Source organism: Vibrio sp. 2033, assembly GCF_033339735.1.
The window spans coordinates 355,844-374,674 of sequence record NZ_JAWOVC010000002.1 but is presented as its reverse complement, the minus strand read 5'-3'; the positions used below and the strand labels follow the sequence as shown (position 1 = coordinate 374,674).

General features: G+C 43.7%; 18 protein-coding genes. 9 read left to right on the top strand and 9 right to left on the bottom strand.

Annotation, left to right across the window (positions count from 1 at the left end):
- Positions 1-47: 47 nt before the first annotated feature.
- Together R7P74_RS04915 and R7P74_RS04910 are read right to left on the bottom strand one after the other, a co-directional pair.
- On the bottom strand, positions 48-1,868 hold the full coding sequence (locus tag R7P74_RS04915) for a putative bifunctional diguanylate cyclase/phosphodiesterase (protein ID WP_005375494.1): 1,821 nt from the start codon (positions 1,866-1,868) through the stop codon (positions 48-50).
- Between the two features lie 183 nt (positions 1,869-2,051).
- Positions 2,052-2,939, bottom strand: coding sequence for a LysR family transcriptional regulator (locus tag R7P74_RS04910; RefSeq protein ID WP_025768470.1), 888 nt, complete (start codon positions 2,937-2,939; stop codon positions 2,052-2,054).
- Between the two features lie 105 nt (positions 2,940-3,044).
- Here R7P74_RS04910 and R7P74_RS04905 point away from each other — a divergent pair, with 105 nt between their 5' ends.
- The 3 genes from R7P74_RS04905 to R7P74_RS04895 all read left to right on the top strand — a co-directional run bounded on the left by R7P74_RS04905 (position 3,045) and on the right by R7P74_RS04895 (position 5,030).
- On the top strand, positions 3,045-4,238 hold the full coding sequence (locus R7P74_RS04905; protein ID WP_017821607.1) for a multidrug effflux MFS transporter: 1,194 nt from the start codon (positions 3,045-3,047) through the stop codon (positions 4,236-4,238).
- 176 nt (positions 4,239-4,414) lie between these two features.
- Complete coding sequence (locus R7P74_RS04900; RefSeq protein WP_005375501.1) at positions 4,415-4,762, top strand: hypothetical protein; 348 nt, start codon at positions 4,415-4,417, stop codon at positions 4,760-4,762.
- Positions 4,763-4,895: 133 nt separating this feature from the next.
- Positions 4,896-5,030, top strand: a complete 135-nt coding sequence (locus tag R7P74_RS04895) for a hypothetical protein (RefSeq protein WP_017635854.1) — start codon at positions 4,896-4,898, stop codon at positions 5,028-5,030.
- Positions 5,031-5,157: 127 nt separating this feature from the next.
- Here R7P74_RS04895 and R7P74_RS04890 read toward each other — a convergent pair whose 3' ends face one another.
- From R7P74_RS04890 to R7P74_RS04880, 3 genes are all read right to left on the bottom strand, one after another.
- On the bottom strand, positions 5,158-5,772 hold the full coding sequence (locus tag R7P74_RS04890; RefSeq protein WP_253657169.1) for a glutaredoxin: 615 nt from the start codon (positions 5,770-5,772) through the stop codon (positions 5,158-5,160).
- Between the two features lie 43 nt (positions 5,773-5,815).
- On the bottom strand, positions 5,816-6,673 hold the full coding sequence (locus tag R7P74_RS04885; protein ID WP_042521505.1) for a DMT family transporter: 858 nt from the start codon (positions 6,671-6,673) through the stop codon (positions 5,816-5,818).
- Positions 6,674-7,137: 464 nt separating this feature from the next.
- A complete protein-coding gene (locus R7P74_RS04880; RefSeq protein WP_136976480.1) occupies positions 7,138-8,109 on the bottom strand; it encodes a porin in 972 nt (323 codons plus the stop codon).
- A gap of 609 nt (positions 8,110-8,718) precedes the next feature.
- Between R7P74_RS04880 and R7P74_RS04875 the strand changes: the two genes are divergently transcribed.
- Positions 8,719-9,777 carry a porin gene (locus tag R7P74_RS04875; RefSeq protein ID WP_042521502.1) on the top strand — a complete coding sequence of 353 codons (1,059 nt, stop codon included), beginning with the start codon at positions 8,719-8,721 and terminating at the stop codon, positions 9,775-9,777.
- A 220-nt stretch (positions 9,778-9,997) separates the two neighbouring features.
- On the top strand, positions 9,998-10,612 hold the full coding sequence (locus tag R7P74_RS04870; RefSeq protein ID WP_017635857.1) for a fumarylacetoacetate hydrolase family protein: 615 nt from the start codon (positions 9,998-10,000) through the stop codon (positions 10,610-10,612).
- Here the strand turns inward: R7P74_RS04870 and R7P74_RS04865 are convergent.
- The 3 genes from R7P74_RS04865 to R7P74_RS04855 all read right to left on the bottom strand — a co-directional run bounded on the left by R7P74_RS04865 (position 10,609) and on the right by R7P74_RS04855 (position 12,537).
- On the bottom strand, positions 10,609-10,920 hold the full coding sequence (locus R7P74_RS04865) for an AzlD domain-containing protein (RefSeq protein WP_005385193.1): 312 nt from the start codon (positions 10,918-10,920) through the stop codon (positions 10,609-10,611). The genes R7P74_RS04870 and R7P74_RS04865 overlap by 4 nt on opposite strands.
- On the bottom strand, positions 10,920-11,630 hold the full coding sequence (locus tag R7P74_RS04860; RefSeq protein WP_213885957.1) for an AzlC family ABC transporter permease: 711 nt from the start codon (positions 11,628-11,630) through the stop codon (positions 10,920-10,922). Before R7P74_RS04860 ends, R7P74_RS04865 begins: the two co-directional genes overlap by 1 nt.
- A gap of 79 nt (positions 11,631-11,709) precedes the next feature.
- Complete coding sequence (locus R7P74_RS04855) at positions 11,710-12,537, bottom strand: AraC family transcriptional regulator (protein WP_005385198.1); 828 nt, start codon at positions 12,535-12,537, stop codon at positions 11,710-11,712.
- A 229-nt stretch (positions 12,538-12,766) separates the two neighbouring features.
- Between R7P74_RS04855 and R7P74_RS04850 the strand changes: the two genes are divergently transcribed.
- Positions 12,767-13,399, top strand: coding sequence for a LysE family translocator (locus R7P74_RS04850; RefSeq protein WP_115386735.1), 633 nt, complete (start codon positions 12,767-12,769; stop codon positions 13,397-13,399).
- 79 nt (positions 13,400-13,478) lie between these two features.
- The gene (locus R7P74_RS04845) at positions 13,479-13,901 is read left to right on the top strand and encodes a GNAT family N-acetyltransferase (protein WP_054701313.1); all 423 of its coding nucleotides are present in this window, start codon (positions 13,479-13,481) and stop codon (positions 13,899-13,901) included.
- Positions 13,902-13,999: 98 nt separating this feature from the next.
- On the opposite strand, the gene R7P74_RS04840 is transcribed toward R7P74_RS04845, so the two are convergent.
- Positions 14,000-15,694: a phospho-sugar mutase gene (locus R7P74_RS04840; RefSeq protein WP_225473274.1), complete on the bottom strand. Its 1,695-nt coding sequence runs from the start codon at positions 15,692-15,694 to the stop codon at positions 14,000-14,002.
- A 330-nt stretch (positions 15,695-16,024) separates the two neighbouring features.
- On the opposite strand from R7P74_RS04840, the gene coxB reads away from it, so the two are divergent.
- Together coxB and ctaD are read left to right on the top strand one after the other, a co-directional pair.
- Positions 16,025-17,188, top strand: coding sequence for a cytochrome c oxidase subunit II (gene coxB, locus R7P74_RS04835; RefSeq protein ID WP_318122716.1), 1,164 nt, complete (start codon positions 16,025-16,027; stop codon positions 17,186-17,188).
- Positions 17,185-18,816, top strand: coding sequence for a cytochrome c oxidase subunit I (ctaD, locus tag R7P74_RS04830; protein ID WP_005375510.1), 1,632 nt, complete (start codon positions 17,185-17,187; stop codon positions 18,814-18,816). The genes coxB and ctaD overlap by 4 nt, the downstream gene beginning before the upstream one ends.
- The last annotated feature ends 15 nt before the right edge of the window (positions 18,817-18,831 follow it).

Sequence of the window (18,831 nt, the reverse complement as noted above, 5' to 3'; positions counted from 1 at the left end):
GTGCATTAACTAGATTTGAATTCTATGACAGCAGTCTGTTCAGTACGTTAGGCACTCCGCACTTCACGTTCATTTATCAGGTGTACGATTTCTTCAACACTGTGTGGACGAGAGTAAAAATAACCTTGGATGTAGTGGCAGCCCATTTCAATTAACTTTTGTAGTGCTCTATCGTCTTCTACGCCTTCGGCAATCAAATCCACATCAAGCAGCTCTGCCAATTGCGCTATCAAAAACACTACTTGTTCAGAGGTTGTATTTGAGAGCATGTTCTGCACAAAGGTAGCATCGATTTTGATGCTATCAATTGGATAATTGTGTATATAGTTCAAGCTTGAGTATCCCGTACCAAAATCATCCAGTGCGACTTTAAAACCCAAGTATCGCAACGAGTTAAGTACCATCTGTTCACGGCCACTTTGTGAGAGTAAGACGGTCTCGGTGAGCTCTATAACAAAGTCTTTTGCTTCGTGCTGATACTTTTCAACCATGTTGGTTAAGTGATTAATATAACGGTTGGAATCAACCAGCTCATACGCTGAGCAATTGATGGAGAGTTTGACTTTATAGCCTAGGTTCGCTTCGAGTTCTTGCTTTGCGATACACGCGAGTTCAATAATCCGTTCACCTAACTCGATAATCAGGCCTGATTGTTCGGCAGCTTCAATGAACTCCGCTGGAGAGATATTTCCATAGATATTGCTATTCCAACGAGTCAAAATTTCAAAGTAATTCCAGCGGTCGCTCGTGATATCGACGATCGGTTGAACCACTACATACAACTCATCGCTGTCTTGTATATCAGTACTTAGCTGGATTCGCATTGCCTCAATAAGCTGCGTCCTACGGTGGTATAAAGCACTAAGGTGTGTGTCGTAATGCTGAATCCGTGTATCGCGGTGTTTTTTACAATCTTTGAGAGCGAGACTGGCATTCAAAATCAGCTCATCGCTGTTCAACATATGTACTGGGGCACGTGCAATACCAATACTAACGGTGAAAGAAATCCGGTTAGATTTGTCGCTGTAGCCGCTTTCAATTTTGTCGAGTACTTCCTGACACACGGCGACAGGATCTTCGTCGTACGTGATGAAGGCGAATTCATCTCCTGCAACACGGAACGCATTGTTTGGCGACGACAAGCTCTGTTGAATGGCGTTAGCTGTGAACTTAATGATTTGGTCGCCGATATAGTTTCCGTTGATATCATTGATCGATTTGAAATTATCGATATCAAGATACGCCAAACTGAATGGGCGAGTCGCCTGCTGCGTTAATGTCTCCAAGGTATCAGCTAAACAGCTACGGTTGAGCAGTCCAGTTAGGTTATCATGCGATACCTCATAGCTAAGCTGATTAAGAAGCTTATCTGAACGTTCACTGACCCACTTTTCACGTAAGCTATGAATAATGACATTGGCATAAAATCGGTGGAAGTCGAGGATATCTTGCGCTTCTTTCGCGTGGATGCTTCGGGTAAAGGTAGACAGTAAAATTCCCAGAACTTCGCCATTTTGTGTCTTCAATGGCAGGCCAATGTAAGCTTGAATGCCATCTTCTTGAAACATCTGATCTTCAGGAAAACGCTTGTATACCTGGTCTTGATAGAAAATATGTTCGCCAATGTCTTTCGCCACTTTTTCACAGGGGGTGCCTGAAAGGTGGTAGCTTAGGTTGTCTGTAATTTTTCCATTGCTGGCGAAGGAAATGGTATGAGCCGAATGCTGAAGATGCGCAACTTCTACAACGCAAGTGCAATGGCTCTGCAAGTGTTGATGAATATCTAGCGTGACTCGGTTTAGCTGAGCCGTGCCGTTTAGCTTCAATATCTCATCAATTTTGTGGAAACTGATTTGTACCTGACCCATTGAGCATTTCACCTAGCGTTGTTATTTACATATCGTGTAAGACACGACGAATTATTATTTGATATGCATCAAATAAACTATCGGTTACTAAGGCAGATTTTTCAAATTTTGTGAACGAACAAATCATTATTTTCATGTTTTTATGCTTGAACCTTTTAAAGCTATAGCGATAAAAACGCTAAGCTAGGCGCGCTTCTCCTCTTCTAATCGTGATTTGAGATAATCGAGGAATAGCTTAGTTCGGGTATGCTGATAATCCAGCTTTGGATAGTAGGCATATACAGTGGCTTTATCCGCTGTGATATCGGGCAGGATAGGGACTAACGCGCCGGATTTGAGATCATCTTTGATCATGACGTTGTTCGTCATCAAAATACCCATGCCTCTTTTGGCACCATGAAACAGCGCTTCTGGGTTGGTCGTGGCAAAGTTACCGGACAAGCTGATACGTTTGCCTCGATTTGTTTTGATTTCTCGTGAGGGTTTTTCTCCCCAAATCAGGACATTATGCTCTGTCAGATCCTCAACGCATTGTGGTGTGCCATATTTCTTTAGGTAACTAGGCGCGGCGTAAAACTGGGCTTTATGTTCGAAAAGTGCAGTAGCTTTGAAACTTAGAGAGTTCAGTTGCTCTAATTCCCGGCTAATAAACAGGTCTAAGCTTAGCTCTGGCAATTGACCTGGTAGCGTTGTTGTTAATTGAAGTGTGATGTCTGGATATTTATCAAGAAAATCATCAAGATAATGAACTAGAAATTTAGAACCAACGGCCAACGTTGCCCCAATTTTTAATAGCCCCGCTGGTGATTGGTTGACTGAGCGAGTTTCATCTAATACCGATTGCCATGAATCAAGCTGACTTTTTGCTCGTTGATAAAACAGAGCACCAGCTTCAGTTTGGCTAATTGAGCGGGTCGTACGTTTGAGTAGTTGAACGCCAATTTTATCTTCTAGCCATTGAACTCGCTTACTGATGGCTGAGCTGGTGGTATTGAGTTTCCGCGCTGCTGCATTAAAGCTACCTTCTTCGACCACACGAATATAACTCTTCACGCTTTGAATCCAGTCCATTGTATCTCCTTGGGAATTAATTCCTTTCCAACTTAGCTGATTATCATCTTTGAGTATCAAATATACACTGTTTGCCATCAATCTGTCACAAAGTAGGAGGAACGTTTGCGTAAAACACCATTGTTATTAGCGATGATGATCATTGCCACAGGCCAAGTTGGCGTCAGTATTTATCTTCCTTCTTTGCCATTGATTGGTCATGACTTGAATTTGCCGCAACATTCGATTCAGAATCTCGTCACGCTATTTCTCGTTGGCTTCGGTATCTCTCAGCTTTTTTACGGCCCATTGTCTGATGCGATTGGTCGTCGGCCGGTGTTTATTCTGGGGCAAAGTGTATATCTAGTTGGTACGGTTATTTGCATCGCGTTTTCGGACAACATTGTTGCCCTTGAAGCGGGACGGTTACTGCAAGGCCTAGGAGCGGGCAGCGCTTCGGTACTTGGTCGGTCAGTACTGCGTGATAGTTATGACGGTATGCAATTAACCAAAGCGCTATCTTATATTTCAGTCACTGCTTCAGTGATGCCAATTATTGCTCCGCTGTTTGGTGGCTGGATTGCTTTTCACCTGAGTTGGCATGCTGTCTTCGTGTTTGTGCTGATTTACTTAATGGCAATTTTTACACTTGGTTTGTTGGTGTTGCCAGAAACGCTGCCTTATCCGAAGAGAAAATTTAAAGTAGGCGAAGTAAGCGCGAACTATTTGCGTCTGTTAACGAATACACAAGTGATTGGTAGTGCGAGCTACAACTGGCTTAGTTATTTATCGGCTCTGGTTACGCTCTCCTTGTATCCATTTTTAATGCAACAAGAGTTAGGATTAACGGCGGCAGATTACGGCTCTTTGATGATCATACCATCAGTTGGTTTGCTGACGGGTAGCTTAGTGCTGAATTTGATCAATGCTCGTTACAAAGCTCAGCAAATCTTGCTGATGAGTTTCGCGATTGTTGCTGTTGCTGGCTTCATGTTGTTGGTTACCCCCTTCAGTGTATTTTCATTGCTGACGGCATTCACGTGTTTAAGTTTTGCTCAAGGCATGTCATTCCCAGTATCGATCAGTTTGCTACTTTCACCACATAAGCAACAGGCAGGCGCGGTTTCTGCGCTATCTGGTTCTATTCAAATGTGTTTAGCAGGTTTGTTTGGTGGGTACTTAGTAGACTCATGGGTTACGAATCAGCAGCAGCTTGGGGTGTTTTATTTGTTTATTGCGTTACTTTCTTGCTTTGTTCTTGTACTAAGCCAATTTCGTAAAGTGCCAGAAGGGACGGTTCAAGCAGAAACTTCCATCTGAATATACTTGCAACCAGAAGGTCGGCTTTCTAAAATGCGCAGCTAAATTAAGTCTGGCCTGTTGTGTATACTGAATGACTTGGTTTGAAAGGAAGAGGGCGAACCTTGATACTTCTCTCAAGCTTGGAATACATTTCTGCCCAATGGCTATCCGATCTCTAATCGTTAGGTGAAAGAATGCAACAAAACGAATTTGAAACACTGGTAAAAGAAATTACTCAGCAAGAAAGCATGCCAAAGGCACTTGAAATCTTGAAGGCGTGTGAGGAAGAAGAAGTTGCACAAGCGGCGCAATCCCTAACGGGTCAGTTTGGCCTTGCAGAAGTTGATGGTGAGAAACGTATTTACCATATTACCACTCAAGAAGACGAGTCCGGAGAAGAGCAAGAATACGTGGAGCACGTCATGAATGAAGGCGATCACTTGATCAAATTTGCTGCGTGGTTCTTTGAAACATTCTTTGAAATCAAACAGAAAGATACGTACGTCGCAGCGGGTAAAACATACCAGCAACCTAAGCGATAGGCGCCCGTTTAGAAAAAGTAATCAGAACCAATCTGAAAGTTAATTACAAAATAAATGTGACCCTGGTCTTGTTTTTATCTAGTTGTGGTGTAAAATTACAACATAGTTAAGTCAATACATTCAGGAGAAGGTCATGGGTAACGAACTTGGTGGTGCTTATATTGGCCAGATGATTGCAAAAGACGCGATGCACAAAGCGCTTTACGGTAAAGCGAAGAAGAAAAAAGCTTCTGTTTTTGCTCGTGTTATTAAAAAACTGGCGAAATAATTTAAAAAGCCCTGATTGAAAAATCAGGGCTTTTTGCTTTTCTCTGTTTTGTTGTTAGTAAGTAGCCAACATATTGCACAACATTGGCAAAACGCTACTCAAAGACTGATGACATTTAAATCTAGAATTACGCGGATTGGCTTGGTATCTCCACAACATTGTTAGGCACTTTATCTAGCCCCTTTGCTGATAACCACTTTTCTAAATCGTCAGCGCCTCCAATATATGTTCCATCTAACCAGATTTGCGGCACTGTTACCGGTGTTTTTTCGCCAATGATGGCTTTTACTTCAGGAATCATGCGGTATAAGGCGGCGCTGTCTTTAACTACATCATGGTACTCATACTGAACGCCAGCCTCGTCAAGTAATTGTTTGGCTTTGACACAGTAAGGGCAAGTTGCTTTACCATAAACAATGTTACCTTTTAGCTCATCGCGTTTTACCCACTCAGCAATAACAGACTGTACAAGCACACCCCGATTCAATGCTTCTCCTTGACTGATAACTTTCCCTTCGACAAGAAGAATGGGTGCATGCCAAGCACCAGCTTTTAATGGTTCCCACCAGTGCGATAACCAATCTTTTACTTCAAGTTCAACGGGCACATCGGCTAGTTCGTTTTCAAAAGTATCCTTTAAAATATCTTTGGTTAATGTACATTCACCACAAGGAATATTGACTTTGAATGGGCCCCAACTACCAGCCCAGCGATACAGTGTAATTTTGATTGGTTGACTCATATGGGTTCCTCATTTCCTTTCCTGAAAATATAGAACTTTTAAATTAGATTTTTCTTTCAACTAACTTTGTCTTTTTCGCTTCCCAATGCGTAATAAACGCAATAGATGCAATAATAATCGCAGCACCTAACCATAAACGACCAGGTGGCACCCAACCAAACACCAACCAACCAGCAACAACATTCAAAGGCAGTTTGGCGTGATCAAATGGTTGCACAAATGAGGCGTCTGCTACTGCATATGCTTTAACGATAGCCCATTGAGCGAGTGCTGTAAGTGCACCTGCGGCTAAAAGCACACCCCATATCGTCCACGTATCTGGCATAGTAAACGTCGGTATCGCTAACAAGATATTAAATGGTGTTATCAGCAGCAATAAATAGACAACCATGGTTGAAGGCGGATCGTTTACCGACATTTTTTTTACCATTAATGAATACGCTGCCCAGAAAAATGCGGCGCCAACAGGGAGCAGGGTCGCCCATGTAAATGAGTCTGCCCAAGGCTCAAGAATGATCATGGCACCAACAAACCCCGTCAATGTCGCTAACGAGCGTGCAGTACCTACTTTCTCTTTGAGTAACAAGCCAGAACCAACTGTGGCAAATAACGGGGAGGTCATGAGAAGTGCAATACCTTGCCAAATTGGAACTGGGTAAGCGAGAGCCCATAACCAAAGTTGAATCCCGATAACAGAGAGAAAAATGCGGAATGCATGCCAGCCAAAGTGTTGGGTTCTTAAAGAACGTCTAATCCCAAGTGTACGTAGGTAGGGCAGAATAACAAATAAGGCGATTGCATATTGGAATAACGCAAATGTGGTGGAGGAGACACCAAAGTTGATGCTAGCAATTTGGGCGAAGCTGTTCACTATGGCGAATGCCAAGCCAGCTGTTAGCATCCAGGACGCACCTTGAACAGGATGATGATTCAATTGAAAAATTCCAGTTTGATAGAGGTGGCGGGATCATACGTCCTATTGTTTTTCGCGCCAATAAAAAAATGCCTCCCAGAGGGAGGCGACATTACCAATTCAAAGGACGTGCCTGTTATAACAGGTACAAAGAACGAGAAGCACAAACGCTGCCATGCATTTGCATAAATAATATTGCAGAACACGTGCCAACTTTTATGTGTTTGATTTTAAATGGTTTTTTGGTTTTTCTATGTTGTCGATTAGATGAAATGCACTAACTTAGTGATCAATCGCATTAAAAGAGGGCAGAAGTAGGCGTCGTTACGCTCGTTTTTCATTGCTGAGCGATGCTTCGATAGTGTGAAAACTTATCGAGTTGTGTTGGGTTAAATAAAAAATGGCCAGCAAAGGTGCTGGCCAAGTGGACTCGCTCTTAGGACAAGAGTGAATTAGAAATCGTAACGTACGCCTAGGCGCAGTGTATCTTCGCCTTCTGTTACTAGACCTGTTGTTGCATCTTTTGCTTCATCAAGTTGGTTGATGTAGTAAGACAGGTAAGTACGGAAGTTGCTGTTTAGTTTGTAGTAACCAACAAGCTCGATACCTTCAACTGTGTCGTACTTTGAACCGTTGTCTGGATCATTCTCTTGAGCTGTGTATAGAGCTGCAAGTGTCACTTTGCTTGCTACTTTGTAGCTTGCGACTAGCTCGTAAGCCGTAAAGTCTTCAGAGTCAGTCAGGGAACCTTGAGAATAAGTACCTGCTAGGTAAAGGTTGTCCATCGAGTAAGCGATACCACCTAGAATTTGATCTTCAGAGTTATCTTTATCTACATCGCCACCAGAGTATGCAAGACCAAAGTCGAGGCCCATTGGTAGTGAGTACATTCCAGAGATGCCGTATTTATCTTCGTTATCGCTAGAGTTTGCTTGGTAGGTTGCTTGAAGTTGTAGTGCATCAAACGCACCACGGTATGCGAAAACGCTGTCTTGCTTATCAGACGACGAATCAATAACTTGCTGAACACCAGAGAATTCTGTGATATCCGTCATGTCAGAGATGATGACTGCAGCCATGTCTTGACGACCTACAGAGAAAGCACCGATATCAGAGTCGACGCCTGCATACATGTAGCGGTTTTTGAATTCACTCTTGCCCGTTTTTTGTTCGGCTTCGTAAACACCGAAAGCAGAAAGGCCGTTGCCGATGTCTGTTTTACCTTTTAGGTTAAGACGAGCACGGCTTTTATCTTCCATGGAACCTTCAATTTCAGCACCGTCTGAACCGATGAAGTCACCACGAAACTCAACGCGGCCGCCAACTTTTAATTCAGTACCGTCGTTTTTGTATACAGTTGCTGCGAATGATGGTGCTGATACCAATGCTGTAAGAATTGCAGTAGTTAGTGCTGCCTTTTTCATTTTCTTATTACCCTAGTTGTAATCGATGGGCTTTCTTGCCCGATGTGTTGATGACGCTAAGGTAAAGGCTGAAAATGAAAGATAGATTTCTGTTAAGTTATGATTTGATTGCACTTTTATTGCTGGAAAGAATAAGTGCCCCTTCTCATACCACTTATAAAAAGAAAGGTTTATCTTTTTTGAGGTTTTTTCCTCTCCGTTGAAGACTGTGTTTTTTTCAAAAAGTTCCTGAATTGTTTCTTGACCCTAAATGTAAGTAAACATTTCAATTTGGCAGGGAAGTTTGGCCTAAAAATAGCGAATCATCAGCTATTTGTGAGCTAACTCTCTCTAAAGCATTTCTTATTGTAAGGTTTTTATTTCTCGATTTTTTGAAGGCTAAGTAAACGAATGCTTTTTAGGTTTTGTCTGAGATCTTTTCACTCGGTTGTCAGGAACTAATCAAATAAAGTGTCGGCAGTTGTTACACAAAGGTAAAACTAATCTGGTGGAAACGATGCCTCGGATAGCCTTTGTATTCCTCTCTTTGTTCATCATTTCGTTTTTACGAAAGTGAACCAAAGCCGGGTCTAAAACTGACTAACCAACTAATAAGTAATGGATTTAGAAATGAATAAAAAATTATTAGCAGCGGCAATCGCGGCAGCAACCTTCGGTACTCAAGCAGTTGCAGTGGAACTATATAATAACGATGGCACAACATTTTCGATGGGCGGCCACGTTTCTGTTAATTTAAATGGATCAGAGCAAGGTGACACGGATGTGGGTACTAACTCTCCTCGTATCAATATCTCTGCGACACAGGATTTGGGTAATGGCTTCACCGCAGACGCACGTGGTGAATGGGCGCTAAACTACTTAGACGGTGGTGAAGAGTCGTTTAAAACTCGTCTAGGTTACTTAGGTATAACACATGAGGTTTATGGTCGTGCAGTAGGTGGTACGCAATGGTCACCTTACTACGATGTCGCAGGTATTGCAGATATGCCAATCGCGTTTGCAAACGACTTCATCTATGACGATCATGGAAACCTTGGCACTGGCCGTGCGGATAAAATGCTTTCTTACCGTAATGCCATCGAGCTGGGTGAAGCGGGTGTGATCAACTTTGGTCTTGGTTGGCAGGGTGCAAACGATGATTACACGCGCAACGATGCTGGAGTTATAACTGGCGGTGCTAAATACGATGATCGTGTGCAAGCTGCGCTTTCTTACTCAATCATGGGCGCTAAAATCGGTTACTCATACAATGGCGGTGATTTCCAGCACCCTGCATATGCAGGTAAGCACACGGCGGAATCACACGTTGTATCAGCATCTTACGGTGCGTACGGCCAAGGCCTATTCCTTGCTGCGGTTTATGGTTCAAACGAAAACATGAACTTCAGTGCAAAAGGCGACCGTTTAGAAGAAAGTGATGCGTACGAAGCGATCATCGCATACGCTCTAGCAAACAGCCTAAACTTGAGTGTTAACTATGAGATGGTGGAAGGTAAAGAGTTTAAGAGCTCTAAAACAGAAACTGCTCGTGAAGAAATGGCACTACAAGCAGAATACAACTTCACGCCTAAATTTGTTGGTTACGCGGGTTACCAGTTTGACCTAAATGACGACAATGGTCGTGAAACTGATGACAAATGGGCGTTAGGTGCTCGTTACTACCTATAATAGGGTTTAGCGAGAACTATTATTCAAGCTCATTGATCTAAAGCCAGCCTCGTGCTGGCTTTTTGTCTATTTGTTTTACAAATACTTTGCTGTTTCAATTAGATGATACAAAACTCAAAACGGGGTGAATGTCTTATTTTTTACACTAGAGGTTGCTATTTAGTGTCGTTAAGTCAATAGGTTAGATTATGATGGGATTTTTGTTTTGCAGGGAAGAATGATGAGTGTTATTCAAGTTGAAGAAAAGAAAGTAGAAGTGGGTAAAGTGCTTTGTGTTGGACGAAATTACGTTGAACATATTCATGAGCTTAATAATGCAATGCCTGAGCAAATGGTGGTATTTAATAAACCCGCAACTTCCGTATCAACAACTCTGCGTTCATTCCATCAAGAGCCCCTTCATTATGAGGCTGAAATCTGCTTTTTGATCAAGGATGGACGTTATTCAGCGGTTGGTTTGGGATTGGATCTGACCAAGCGTGGTTTGCAATCCTCGCTTAAAAATCAGGGGTTGCCGTGGGAGCGTGCTAAGGCATTTGATGGCTCTGCTGTGTTTAGTCGGTTTGTCTCTTTGGATAACATTGATATCAACGATCTTAACCTTGAGCTCTTAATTAACTGTGTTCGTGTACAAAAAGGTCACGTTAACCAAATGCTCTATCCGCCGCTAACTATCCTGGATGAATTAACCAGTTACACAACACTTCAAGATGGCGATGTAGTGATGACTGGTACACCAAAGGGCGTTGGTGAGGTACATGAAGGTGACATCTTCCTTGGTCGATTAAAGTGTGGCGATGTCACCTTGTTGGAGATTGAGTGGTTGGCGGATTAAAGCCAAATTCGTAGAACGAGAAATACCACCATACTGATAACCGTCGTTAAAAGAACATTTTTAGTAAAATACGCGATTAAAGCAGCCAGTACGGCAGCCAGTAAAAATGGGTTTTGCACATTGACGCTGAGCTCCCCATCGGGAATGAAAACGATAGGTGCCCAGATCGCAGTCAGTACTGCGGGGCTAGCGTAATTGAGTACTTTTTGAGTGCGCGTCCCTAATCGCAATGGTAGCTTGGGTTCTAAAAACAAGTAGCGGCTGGTGAAAACAAGTACCGTCATCAGCAAAATAGCCAACATGATCATTAGCGTTTCTCCTTTACTTGTTCCACAAAGTAACCAGTAAGCATGGCTAAAATGCTTGAAATCATCAAACTTCCCTCAATTTGATAATAGGTTAGGGCAACTGAGCTCACCAAAGCCACAATAACACTCGCGAGCACTGCTGCATTTTTAATGGTGGGTACTACTATCGCGATAAAAGTTGCGGCTACAGCAAATTCCAAACCCATTTCGTTCAGTTCAGGGATTAGACTTCCCGCAATAATGCCCGTCAATGTCGCGACATTCCAAAACAGGTAAAAACTCAGACCAGCCCCAAGTGCATACCAGCGATTAAACTGTTTATCGGAATGGTGGCCTACAATCGCAAACAGCTCGTCAGTAAGTAAGAAGCCGAGTGATAATCGCCATTTTAGAGGGAGCGGTGCAATTTTACTGCGCATCGATACACTGTAGAGGAAGTGTCGAGAGGTGATAAAAAGCGTTGTCAGTAACATGGTCACTAGACCTGCTCCCGTTTTAATCATTCCCATCGCGACGAGCTGTGCAGAACCTGCGAACAGAATGGCGGATAGTGCTTGTCCTTCCAAAGGGTGAAGCCCAGTATCAATTGCGAATGAGCCTGCGAGTAAGCCCCAAGGGAGCACTGCGATACTCAGAGGCATCATCGCAAGTGTACCTTGCCAAAATAGCGTGGCTTTTGATTCTTTTTGTAACGGCAAAGTGTGGTCCATAGTTTCTTCTTATTTATTCCTAAATCAGATTACCAAGATAGCTCGGTAGTCGCATAACGCCTTGTACAATATTGCTGCTTTAGCTGTGACGGACGTATTGGCCGGGAGTGACGCCCATGGCTTTTTTAAAGTGTCGATGCAGATGGCTTTGATCATGGAAGCCGCATTCTTGTGCCACGTCTGAAATTTTTTGTCCCATTTTTAGTAGCTTCTTCGCCATACGTAAACGTTGCTGAATTTGATAGGCATGAGGCGGAAAGCCAAATTGCTTTTGAAACTCTCTCAGCAGATGAAAAGGGCTTAATCCAGACAGTTTGGCGAGTTCTTCTAGTGAGACGTCCGTTTGTGGAAAGTCTTCCAAAAATTCTCTGACTAGCTGCACTTGTCGCTGAGCTCTGGTTGATTCTTTCAGTGGTGCCCGATGAGTGCTGTGTTTACTGGCTAGCTTAATCAACGTGCCGTAAACCAAAGTTTCTCTCAACAAACGGTTGTCTGATTTTTCTAGTGTTTCAAATACCAATCGTAACTGACTAGCCAGCTCAGGATCGTAAACCACAGGTTGAGGGAAATAGGGCAGAGCTACATTTGGTGAACCAAGCTCTTGTCCTAAAGTTTGAAACTGCTGAGGTACGGGGTACATTGCTTTGTATTCCCAGCCGCCTTCCGAGGCTGAATGTCCGTTGTGTACTTCATCTGCATTAACAAGGATGATGCTGTCCTGTGGCGCGATATGATTCCCGCCCGTCCTAAAAAATTGTTGTGCCCCTTTTTCGATGACACCAATAGTGTAACCTTCGTGGCTATGGCGTGAAAAATTCTGCTTCTCATACTTTGCATCGAGAAGTTCTAAACCGCCGAGCTCTTGAGCTATCTTGAAGGTAGCGATTTCCTTATTCTTTTCTTTCATCTTTATCCGGTCTGCTCAAGAAAATCATTTTAGAAGTGTAACGGATCCATCGTGCTTATTTTTGTACAAAATTGCTATTCGATTTTGATAAACAGGCGAATTGATTGCTATTTTTCAACTGGGCAAACTATGATTTTTATTTTTTGATTTATCTTGGCTATTTTGGGCTGGATGATGTTATTTTGTTGGTATAACATTCGCCGCCTTGTTGTAGAAAAGCGGTTTCATCATGATTGATTTATCTGTACTTCCTGTTTATCTCACCGCAGTAGTGGCTTTGTTGCTGTTACCAGGGCCCGATATGTTGCTGATAGCGAGCTCTAGTATGAGTTACGGTAAGAAGGTCGGTTTTTTTGCTAGCTTAGGCAATGCGACGTCTGGTGTTATTCTTACTTTGCTTGCTGCAATGGGCGTATCTACCCTGATTGCCATGAGCCCAATAGCCCTTAAAGTCCTTCATCTATTAGGTGGCGCTTACTTGCTAAAAATGGGTTGGGACTGCTTACGAGCTGAGGCATCTTCGGCTCCAGAGCTTGATGGTCAAAACAAAATGGCATCAACTTATTATCAACGTGCTTTGATGAGTAATTTGCTCAACCCTAAAGCCTTGGTCTTTTTTGTGATGTTTTTGCCGCAGTTTGTCTCAAGCAATATCACGGCATCTTCTGGTGAGCAGATGCTAGCGCTAGGGTTATTGTTGAACGTTCTTGGCTTGTCATTCAATTTATTACTTGTTGGGTTAGCAGGCACATTGGGCAAAGGGCTGCTCGAGAACGAAAAATTCCGCACGTATCAACATAAACTAATGGGGTTAGTGTTTGTTATTCTGGCGTTGTGGATGCTGAGTAGTTTCGCCTTGTAAAGTTATCATATTCCATCAGAAAGCCAGCAATTGCTGGCTTTTTGTTTTAGGATATTGGTGTTTCCTAAGGAGAGGGTATATGAAGCTTGAATTTTGTTTAAATCCAGATCAAACAGACCTTGATTTTGTTCGTGAAGGTATTCGATCTTATAACCGACTGCATTTACCTGAAGGGGAAGTGCATGCTATAGGCTGTTTCGCAAAAGATGAGAATGGCAAGATCATGGGTGGCTTGACTGGCGAAATGTTTAAAAATACGGTGTTTGTTGAGTTTTTGTGGGTAGACGCTGAAAGTCGAACCTCTGGTCTCGGTAGTCAATTAATGTCGATGCTAGAACAAAAAGTAAAGCCTCATGGGGTTACCCATGTTTATTTGGATACCTACAGCTTTCAAGCTCTTGAGTTCTATCTCAAATTGGGTTTTGAGAAAGTGGGGCAGTACTCAGGCTATCCTGCAGAGGGCATCCACAAGTACTTTCTACAAAAGGAAATTGTAGGCTAGGGAAAGCACGGGTTAGCTTGACTTGTTCTAGTGAAAATCAAAAAAGAGGCGCGAATTTGCGCCTCTTGTTGTATCAAATATCTATGTTTCTCTTTGACTTACAAACTTTGCTGGTGCGCGTCGATAAGTTCGTTCATCTTCGCTTCTGCTGCTTGCTGTGCTTGTTCATAGCTCATATCCGCAGGGAAGAGGTTGATGACTTCGTAGTAACATTTTAGTTTTGGCTCAGTACCAGAAGGACGAACAATCACGCGAGATTGATCTTCTAGGTGATAAATCAATACGTCACTTGCTGGTAAGTCAATGGATTCTTCAGAGCCGTCGTCAAACATGCGAACCGATATTTTAAGATCTTCGGTTACTGCAACTTTTTTACCAGCAATCTCTGTTGGTGGATTGGCTCGGAGTTTGTCGCCGATTGGTGGAGAGTTCGGGTCGAGAGCGATGCTGCGTTGTGCGTTGAAGTAGAAACCGTGCTCGCGGTACAGCTCTTCCAGTTTATCCCACAGTGTTTTGCCTTGCGCTTTAAGCTTGCCTGTTAGCTGTGAAAACGCGACGATTGCAGATAAACCATCTTTATCCCACACCTTGTTACCCACGGTATAACCGAGCGCTTCCTCATAAGCAAACAAGAATGGGTTGGTTTCTGTCTCTTGTTCCATGGCAACGTTAGTAAGCCATTTAAAGCCAGTTAATGTTTGATAGTATTGTGCGCCATGCGCCTTAGCGATGCTGCTCAGCATTCTTGAGGATACGATGGTGTTGCCAACCAAAGCGTTAGGTTGCTGTTCCAGCAAGTAATCGCCAAACAGTGAGCCCACCTGATCACCTGTTAGCATTTGATACTCGCCATCTGGGCGTTTAACTGCCACGGCAAAACGGTCCGCATCTGGATCGTTCGCGCAAGCGATATCGGCATCTACGGACTTACCTAATGCCATCACCATATCCATTGCACCGGCTTCTTCAGGGTTTGGGAAGTTGACGGTTGGGAAGCTTCCATCAGGTTCGCGCTGTTCCTTAACACTTGCCACTTTTTGGAAGCCTGCGTCGGCAAGTAGCGTTTCCGCCATATTCGCGCCAACGCCATGCATTGCGGTGTAAGCAATAGATATATCGGTATTGTTGTCAGGAGTAAGCAGCGCGTTTTCATTCATTGTCTTACGGTAAGTTTGGTAGTAGTCGTCTTCCAACCAAACTAACAAACCGTGCTGTTTTGCATCATCGAGAGACATTAAAGGTAATGGCTTCGTTGTTGCGTCATCAATTTTCGCTGCGATTCCAGAGTCGTGCGGAGGAATAATCTGTGCGCCATTTTCCCAATATACTTTAAAGCCATTGTATTCTGGTGGATTGTGGCTGGCAGTAACAACAACAGCGGCCGCAGCATTCAATGTACGGACACCAAACGCAACAATTGGGGTTGCTGCAACGTCATACGTTAGGTAAACCTTGATACCAAGGGCCGTCAGTACGGAGGCGGTATCATGCGCGAATTGTTTTGAATCGGGACGACCGTCGTAGCCAATAACGACACCACGACTCGCGGCATCTTTGACTTGCTCAAGCAAATAGTTCCCTAAACCAGTGGCGGTCTCTTGAATCACCAAGCGGTTCATTCGGTTTGGACCTGCGCCCACTTTGCCACGTAAGCCTGCAGTACCAAAGGCAAGGCGTGAGCCAAAGCGATCAGTAAGTTCTTGTTCATTGTTCGTATCGACGAGGTGTTGTAGCTCTTCACGAGTCTTAGGATCAGGGTCTCGTTCTAGCCATTGCGTAATTAGTGCTGTCATATCAGTCATTCCTTAGTAGGGGGAGCCTACTTTCTTGGACACTTCGTTTGGTAAGTATCTCAATGTTTTCTTTTAAATCAATGTAAATGGTTCTCAATTACATTTCAAAGAGGGCAATCGATAAACCGAATTAATTTTTCTTATCCGAACAAAATTTAATCATACTTAATTTCTTGAAGAACCTTGGAACTATAACTAGCCTTTTAACATAAATATAACAAACCGTGTCGAAATCGTAGTTTTTGTGATTTTTCGTAAAGTTGTTCGATATTTGCATCGGGACGCAAGGAAGCTCGCGTAGGCGTAGCGGCTGAGCAGAGGAGAGATCTTTTGAAAAGATTAACGACTACTCTAGCCTTATCACTGAATGTGATTTTAATCACATTTTCCTCTTTTGGTTGGTCAAAGGAAAATGACTACAACATGACAAAAGGGGTCACAGAGATAAGTGGGCAAGTGTATGAATTACATATGCTGATTTTCTATATCTGCTGTGTAATTGCTTTGATTGTTTTTGGTGTGATGTTCTATTCCATCTTCCGTCATCGCAAGTCAAAAGGAGCAGTTGCCGCACATTTCCATGAAAGTACAAAAGTGGAAATTATTTGGACGGTCATACCCATCATCATTCTTGTCGCTATGGCGATTCCCGCAACAAAAACTCTAGTAGCAATGGAAGACACAAGCCAATCGGATATCACGGTCAAGATCACAGGCTCGCAATGGAAATGGCATTACAGCTATTTTGGCGAAGATGTTGAGTTTTTTAGTTTGCTTGCCACCAGCCAAAAACAAATTGATGGAATCGAAGCTAAAGGCGCACATTACTTACTGGAAGTAGACAACCCTTTGGTGTTGCCTGTGAATCGCAAAGTGCGTTTTTTGATGACTTCTGATGATGTCATTCACTCTTGGTGGGTACCGGACTTTGCCGTCAAGAAAGACACCATTCCAGGTTTTATTAATGAAGCATGGACAAGAATTGATGAGCCAGGCGTATATCGCGGCCAATGTGCGGAGCTATGTGGTCGTGCACACGGATTTATGCCGGTGGTGGTGCATGCGATGGAAGAAGAGAAGTTCGATGAATGGCTAGCGAGTAAGAAGCAAGAACTCGCACTTCAAAAAGCGGCGGCACAAGAAGCGCTCTCTCAAGACTTATCTATGGATGAATTGATGTCGCAAGGCGAATCGATATACACGGCGCGTTGCGCTGTGTGTCATCAGGCAAATGGTGAGGGGATTCCGGGTGCATTTCCCGCGATTAAAGGCAGTCCTATTGCAACCGGAGATGTTACAGAGCACATAGATATTATTGTCAACGGTCGCCCGGGCACCGCAATGCAGGCTTTTTCTAATCAGTTAAGTGACAAAGAAATTGGCGCGGTTATCACATATCAACGAAATGCATGGGGCAACGATACTGGCGATACAGTGCAAGCATCCGATGTGAATGCCTTTAAAGCAAAAGGCAGTGCTAAGGAGGAAATATGAGTAAGCCAATAGATAAGGCAGTGAAGTCTGCGCCAGCAGAAGCCAGTGCGAACAGTACCATTGCGATTGATGATGGTCACGAGCATCATGCACCCCAGGGCATCACTCGTTGGTTGTATTCTACAAGCCATAAAGACATAGGCACCCTCTACCTTTGGTTTAGCTTTGCGATGTTTCTAACAGGTGGTGCGATGGCTATGATCATTCGTGCCGAACTGTTCCAGCCAGGGCTACAGCTAGTCGATCCGCAGTTTTTTAATCAAATGACCACGGTACACGGTTTAGTGATGGTATTTGGTGCGGTGATGCCAGCATTTACGGGGCTTGCTAACTGGATGATCCCGATGATGATCGGCGCTCCAGATATGGCGCTGCCGCGCATGAACAACTTGAGCTTTTGGATCTTACCTTTTGCATTTCTTATTTTGTTGAGCTCGTTGTTTTTACCTGGCGGCGGTCCTGATTTTGGTTGGACGTTTTATGCTCCGCTGTCCACGACTTATGGCCCGGATAGCACTGCGCTGTTTGTATTCTCTGTTCATATCATGGGTATCAGCTCCATTATGGGCGCGATCAACGTTATCGTGACGATCGTAAATATGCGAGCTCCGGGAATGACTTGGTTCAAGTTACCAATGTTTGTTTGGACTTGGCTAATCACCGCTTTCTTGTTGATCGCGGTTATGCCGGTACTAGCAGGTGCGGTGACCATGGTTCTTACTGACAAATATTTCGGGACTAGCTTCTTTGACGCAGCTGGTGGTGGTGACCCGGTAATGTTCCAACACATCTTTTGGTTCTTTGGTCACCCAGAAGTGTACATCATGATTTTACCGTCGTTTGGAATCATCTCCGCCATTCTGCCTGCTTTCAGTGGTAAGAAGCTGTTTGGTTATCATTCGATGGTTTACGCGACGTGCAGCATTGCATTGTTATCTTTCCTTGTGTGGGCGCACCACATGTTTACCACGGGGATGCCAGTTTTTGCTGAGCTCTTCTTCATGTATTGCACTATGCTGATTGCGGTACCAACGGGGGTTAAAGTCTTTAACTGGGTTGCCACCATGTGGCGTGGAGCTCTGACATTTGAAACGCCAATGTTGTTTGCCATTGCCTTTATTGTGCTTTTTACTATTGGCGGCTTCTCGGGACTGATGTTGGCGATTGTGCCGGCGGACTTCCAATATCATGACACTTACTTCGTAGTTGCCCATTTCCATTATGTGTTGGTATCTGGTGCGGTATTCTCGATCATGGCAGCGGCATACTACTGGCTACCTAAGTGGACGGGCAATATGTACGACCACAAGCTGAGTTTATGGCATTTCTGGTGCTCAATTATTTCCGTCAATGTCCTGTTTTTCCCAATGCACTTCCTAGGCTTAGCGGGCATGCCAAGACGCATACCGGATTACGCCATTCAGTTTGCTGATGTTAATCAAATAGTATCAATTGGTGGGTTTGCATTTGGGTTGTCACAACTGATCTTCTTATGGTTGGTGATCAAGTGTATTCGTGGCGGGGAAAAGGCTTCTGCAAAACCGTGGGAACGTGCGGAGGGCTTAGAGTGGACAGTGCCAAGCCCTGCGCCACATCATACGTTTACTACACCGCCTAAGATTGACTAGCAAAGAGTGGGGTGA

Bases quoted from the DNA above. Each gene is read 5' to 3' on its own strand.
- R7P74_RS04840 (WP_225473274.1), bottom strand. From the start codon at position 15,694: ATGACAGCACTAATTACGCAATGGCTAGAACGAGACCCTGATCCTAAG.
- R7P74_RS04915 (WP_005375494.1), bottom strand. From the start codon at position 1,868: ATGGGTCAGGTACAAATCAGTTTCCACAAAATTGATGAGATATTGAAG.
- R7P74_RS04875 (WP_042521502.1), top strand. From the start codon at position 8,719: ATGAATAAAAAATTATTAGCAGCGGCAATCGCGGCAGCAACCTTCGGT.
- R7P74_RS04895 (WP_017635854.1), top strand. From the start codon at position 4,896: ATGGGTAACGAACTTGGTGGTGCTTATATTGGCCAGATGATTGCAAAA.
- R7P74_RS04845 (WP_054701313.1), top strand. From the start codon at position 13,479: ATGAAGCTTGAATTTTGTTTAAATCCAGATCAAACAGACCTTGATTTT.
- R7P74_RS04910 (WP_025768470.1), bottom strand. From the start codon at position 2,939: ATGGACTGGATTCAAAGCGTGAAGAGTTATATTCGTGTGGTCGAAGAA.
- R7P74_RS04900 (WP_005375501.1), top strand. From the start codon at position 4,415: ATGCAACAAAACGAATTTGAAACACTGGTAAAAGAAATTACTCAGCAA.
- ctaD (WP_005375510.1), top strand. From the start codon at position 17,185: ATGAGTAAGCCAATAGATAAGGCAGTGAAGTCTGCGCCAGCAGAAGCC.
- R7P74_RS04890 (WP_253657169.1), bottom strand. From the start codon at position 5,772: ATGAGTCAACCAATCAAAATTACACTGTATCGCTGGGCTGGTAGTTGG.
- R7P74_RS04865 (WP_005385193.1), bottom strand. From the start codon at position 10,920: ATGATCATGTTGGCTATTTTGCTGATGACGGTACTTGTTTTCACCAGC.
- R7P74_RS04855 (WP_005385198.1), bottom strand. From the start codon at position 12,537: ATGAAAGAAAAGAATAAGGAAATCGCTACCTTCAAGATAGCTCAAGAG.
- R7P74_RS04860 (WP_213885957.1), bottom strand. From the start codon at position 11,630: ATGGACCACACTTTGCCGTTACAAAAAGAATCAAAAGCCACGCTATTT.
- R7P74_RS04880 (WP_136976480.1), bottom strand. From the start codon at position 8,109: ATGAAAAAGGCAGCACTAACTACTGCAATTCTTACAGCATTGGTATCA.
- R7P74_RS04870 (WP_017635857.1), top strand. From the start codon at position 9,998: ATGAGTGTTATTCAAGTTGAAGAAAAGAAAGTAGAAGTGGGTAAAGTG.
- R7P74_RS04885 (WP_042521505.1), bottom strand. From the start codon at position 6,673: ATGCTAACAGCTGGCTTGGCATTCGCCATAGTGAACAGCTTCGCCCAA.
- R7P74_RS04850 (WP_115386735.1), top strand. From the start codon at position 12,767: ATGATTGATTTATCTGTACTTCCTGTTTATCTCACCGCAGTAGTGGCT.